The following is a 3,983-nucleotide window of genomic DNA, read 5'->3' on the forward strand; positions in this document are numbered from 1 at the left end:
TTTTAAGGAAAGAATAAAGGGGAGGACAAACCGATATGGGTAGGATTTAAGGATGGGAGGTGTAATTATTACATAATCTCTCTAATCCTACTTCTGATGCGGGATTAGAATAGGTCCGACCCTCTATGGTTATGAAGGAGAGGATAATAAACTCAAAAATGCTTTGACTACATTGGTAAGATATTTATCCTTGCGATAAGTAAAGTAAAAATTACGCCCAAGATTAACCCCAGATAAACAGATTGATTTAAGTATGCCTGCATTTACTTCCCTTAAAATAGCATATTTGGATATGATTGAAATGCCTAATCCTGCCTCCACTGCCTTTTTGATTGCCTCTGTATTTCCGAATTCCATTGTTTTCTTCAAGATAACACCTATCTGTTTTAGTCGCTCTTCTACAATCGTTCTTGTTCCAGAGCCTTGTCTTGATATGATGAATGTTTCGTTGGCCAACTCATTGGGCTGGATAGATTCTCTATCTGCCCATTTATGACGAGGAGAAACAATTACTACTAACTCATCGGTCAAGAATTGTTTTATAATCAACCTCTCATCATTTACAATTGCTCCAATAAATCCTATATCAATTGTATTAGCCAAAACCTTTTCTACTATCTCCTGGCTTAAGGAAATATCTAATGCTATCTCAATATCAGGATATTTATGCCTGAATTTTCCTAAAATCTCAGGCAAAATATAGATACCAATGGTAACACTGGCACCCATAGTTAGCTTTCCACCCCTTATTCCTTTTAATTCATCAATCTTTATCTTTGCCTCATTTACTAAATTAAACATATCTTTGGTGGTTGCGAATAAAATTTCTCCCGCTTGCGTAAGCACAACCTTTTTACCAAGTCTATCAAAAAGCCTAATTCCATAATATTCCTCCAATTCTTTAATATGCTTACTAATCCCAGGCTGGGTTAAATATAATTCTGAAGTGGCTTTTGTAAAGCTCTGTAATTTAGCCACAGTATGAAAAACTCTTAGTTGATTTAGGTTCATCCTATTATTACCTTTAGTTATCATTATTATAAAAACAATTCATTTGAATTATATTATAGTCTATGTTATGCTATAATGCAAATAAAAAAAATGGAGGTGAAAAAATGATAAGGGAAGATGTAGAAAAGAAGGCATTTGATTATTTTGAAGGAGGGTTTCACTGTGCAGAGGCAATCTCAAAGACAATAACCGAGTTCTTTGCCAAAGAGCTAAGCAGTGAAATACCGAAGGTTGCCTCAGGTTTTGGCGGAGGAATTGGTAAGACCAAAGAGGATGTCTGTGGAGCATTAACCGGAGGAGTAATCGCTCTGGGATGCCTGTTTGGAAGGATGGAGCCGGGTAAGGATTTGAAGGATGTCTGTGAACTCACATCAGAGTTTAGAAGACGATTCATAGATGAATTTGGCTCTACCAATTGCCAAACCATACTGAAAGGATTCGGTGAACAAGAAAATATGCAGAAATGTAAGAAGTTAACCGCCACCGCTGCAGGAATCCTATCAGAGATATTGGTAGAAAGGGAGAAATAAAGGGGTGATCTTCTTAAAACTGGGTAAGAGCATTAAGAGATATTTAGGGTTATATAGTTGTGGGGCAATTATATTGGGGTTAGTAGTTGGAAACATCTATCAATCTTTATTCTTAAAACCCCTAATTCCCGTAGCCCTGCTCTTGATGCTCTACCCAGCGATGTTTGATATAGAGATAGAGAGAATCAAAAGGGAGGTTATAAAACCCAAGTCATTAGTAATTGCTATTGTCGGCCCATTGGTTCAACTTCCTATTATGCTATGCTATTTAAGGCTAAGGAATGTTAAGAAGATTCATCAGTAATGAGGTGATTAAAAATGTATGGTGAAAGCGACATCAAGTTCAAATTACCGGCGCCAGGGTAAAAGATGCACTTAAGCCAGAGAATCTGAAGAAGTGCATAAAAGCTTGTTGCTCTGGCGAAGCACCATTTAAAGACATCTGTTGTCGTTAGATGATTTAATTCTGGACGGTCTTAAGAGATTTGAGGCCGCCCAGATGAATTAAATTTAAGGGGGATCAAAAAAAACCTTGACAAGATAATTTTTTTGTGTTAGAATATAGACAGTTGTAAATATGTATAAATATTAGAGGACAAAAATGGGAAAGTGTGAAGACTTTTTTAAGGCATTATCGGATGAGACAAGAGTCCACATCTTGAAGATGCTGGAAGAAAAAGAAATGTGTGTTTCTGAAATAGGAGAGGCTTTTGAGGTCTCCCAGCCGACAATTTCTCATCACTTAGATATCTTAAAGCGAGCAGGACTGGTAAAATCGAAAAGAAAGGGTCAGAATATCTATTATTCCTTGAACAAGGATTGGTTGAAGGAATGCTGTGGCGATTTTCTCTCGATGTTTGAATGCTGTGTGGATTTTTTAAAAAACTATAAAATTGTAAAAAAGGGGGGTGATAAAGAATGAGCGGATGCTGTGCTCCTGATGAGAATCTAATTTCTCTTGCGGTAGTCATCGGGGTAGGGTGTAAGCCTTGCACCAAATTTTACATTGATAAGGCGTTGAAAGAAGGTTGTTCTAAGGAAGACTTAAAGAGGGTTATATCAATAGCCGAGTCCTTACAATGGTCTGAATGTCTACGCAAGGCTGTTTCCGATGAGCAGGCGGATAGGATGAAGGAGCCTTTGAAAATAGCCAAAGAGCTATTGGAGGCAAAATAGTAACTATTCACCGCAGAGACACAGAGACGCAGAGAAAAAAAATTAAAATCTATTTACGAAACGCTTAATATCTCTGATTTTCATCAGGGCAAGCTCTTGAGGACAACAACATTAAAATTGATTAACAAATCTGGCTTGCCTGCTGAACATTCGGCAAGCAGGTCATAAATATTTCGATGTCTGCATCAATAATCTTTTATGTTATCTGATTTATTTTTATGTCTTCTCTGTTCCTCTGCGTCTCTGCGGTAAATTACCACCGAACGGTTACGCAAAATAAATATGGAGGTGATAGTGATGAATTGCAAAAAATTATTGGCGTTTATTTCCTCTGTTTGCCCAATGTGCAACATTAAAAGGAAATTCCCCAATTCTTCCTTTGCCAGGATGATGAAAAAGGGTGAAAAATGCTGTCCTTGTTGTAAAGCCTATGAGGAAATCTATGGAAAAATGGGTGATAAAAATGAAGAAGAACAAAATACAAAAGATTGTAGAAGAAGCCTATAGCAAGATTGCTCAAGGAAAAGAAGGTTGTGGGTGTGGCACTTGTGGACCAGATACCAAAGAATTTGCCAAATCCATTGGCTATTCAGAAGATGAACTGAAAGCCATTCCAGAGGAGGCTAACCTGGCTCTTGGTTGCGGCAATCCAACTGCCTTAGCCAGCCTCAAAGAAGGTGAGGTTGTGCTTGACCTTGGCTGTGGTGCTGGGTTTGATTGCTTTCTGTCTGCAAGCAAAGTGGGTGCAAATGGTAAAGTCATCGGTGTAGATATGACACATGAGATGATTGAGAAAGCAAGAGATAATGCAAAAAAGAATGGTATTAGCAATGTTGAATTCAGGCTTGGGGAGATAGAAAACCTACCTGTAGCCGATAACTCAGTTGATGTGGTGATAAGCAATTGCGTTATCAATCTATCAGCTGATAAACCAAAGGTATTTCAAGAAGTTTATCGGGTTTTAAAGCCTGGCGGCAGGATAGCGGTTTCGGACATTGCCCTTTTAAAAGAGCTCCCAAAGAAAATACAGGAAAGCATTGAGGCTTATGTAGGTTGTGTTGCTGGCGCAATTCTAGTTGATGAATACAAAAGGGTTGTTGAAAAAGCAGGGTTAAAAAATGTCAAAGTCACCATTAAAGCGCTGATTTCGACACCCCTCTCATGTTTTGCATGATTTTTAAGTGAAAGCATTCAGAGAGTATTTATTTGCTGGAACACCTAATAGTTGTAATATTTCCAGCTGCAGAAAATTCAAGCTCGTCATAT

General features: G+C 38.0%; 7 protein-coding genes. 6 read left to right on the forward strand and 1 reads right to left on the reverse strand.

Features of this window, described 5'->3' with window-relative positions:
• Positions 1-129: 129 nt before the first annotated feature.
• Positions 130-1,035: a selenium metabolism-associated LysR family transcriptional regulator gene (locus AB1414_17015; GenBank protein MEW6609115.1), complete on the reverse strand. Its 906-nt coding sequence runs from the start codon at positions 1,033-1,035 to the stop codon at positions 130-132.
• An 80-nt stretch (positions 1,036-1,115) separates the two neighbouring features.
• On the opposite strand from AB1414_17015, the gene AB1414_17020 reads away from it, so the two are divergent.
• The 6 genes from AB1414_17020 (at position 1,116) to arsM (ending at position 3,891) form a co-directional block, all read left to right on the forward strand.
• Complete coding sequence (locus AB1414_17020) at positions 1,116-1,541, forward strand: C-GCAxxG-C-C family (seleno)protein (protein ID MEW6609116.1); 426 nt, start codon at positions 1,116-1,118, stop codon at positions 1,539-1,541.
• Positions 1,542-1,545: 4 nt separating this feature from the next.
• Positions 1,546-1,845 carry a hypothetical protein gene (locus AB1414_17025; GenBank protein ID MEW6609117.1) on the forward strand — a complete coding sequence of 100 codons (300 nt, stop codon included), beginning with the start codon at positions 1,546-1,548 and terminating at the stop codon, positions 1,843-1,845.
• Between the two features lie 297 nt (positions 1,846-2,142).
• The gene (locus AB1414_17030) at positions 2,143-2,463 is read left to right on the forward strand and encodes a metalloregulator ArsR/SmtB family transcription factor (GenBank protein ID MEW6609118.1); all 321 of its coding nucleotides are present in this window, start codon (positions 2,143-2,145) and stop codon (positions 2,461-2,463) included.
• Positions 2,460-2,717: a carboxymuconolactone decarboxylase family protein gene (locus AB1414_17035; GenBank protein MEW6609119.1), complete on the forward strand. Its 258-nt coding sequence runs from the start codon at positions 2,460-2,462 to the stop codon at positions 2,715-2,717. Before AB1414_17030 ends, AB1414_17035 begins: the two co-directional genes overlap by 4 nt.
• Before the next feature lie 297 nt (positions 2,718-3,014).
• Positions 3,015-3,224, forward strand: coding sequence for a hypothetical protein (locus tag AB1414_17040; GenBank protein ID MEW6609120.1), 210 nt, complete (start codon positions 3,015-3,017; stop codon positions 3,222-3,224).
• The gene (gene arsM, locus AB1414_17045; GenBank protein ID MEW6609121.1) at positions 3,181-3,891 is read left to right on the forward strand and encodes an arsenite methyltransferase; all 711 of its coding nucleotides are present in this window, start codon (positions 3,181-3,183) and stop codon (positions 3,889-3,891) included. Before AB1414_17040 ends, arsM begins: the two co-directional genes overlap by 44 nt.
• The last annotated feature ends 92 nt before the right edge of the window (positions 3,892-3,983 follow it).

The sequence above is a fragment of the bacterium genome, assembly GCA_040755795.1.
In the GTDB taxonomy this organism is placed as follows: domain Bacteria; phylum UBA9089; class CG2-30-40-21; order CG2-30-40-21; family SBAY01; genus JBFLXS01.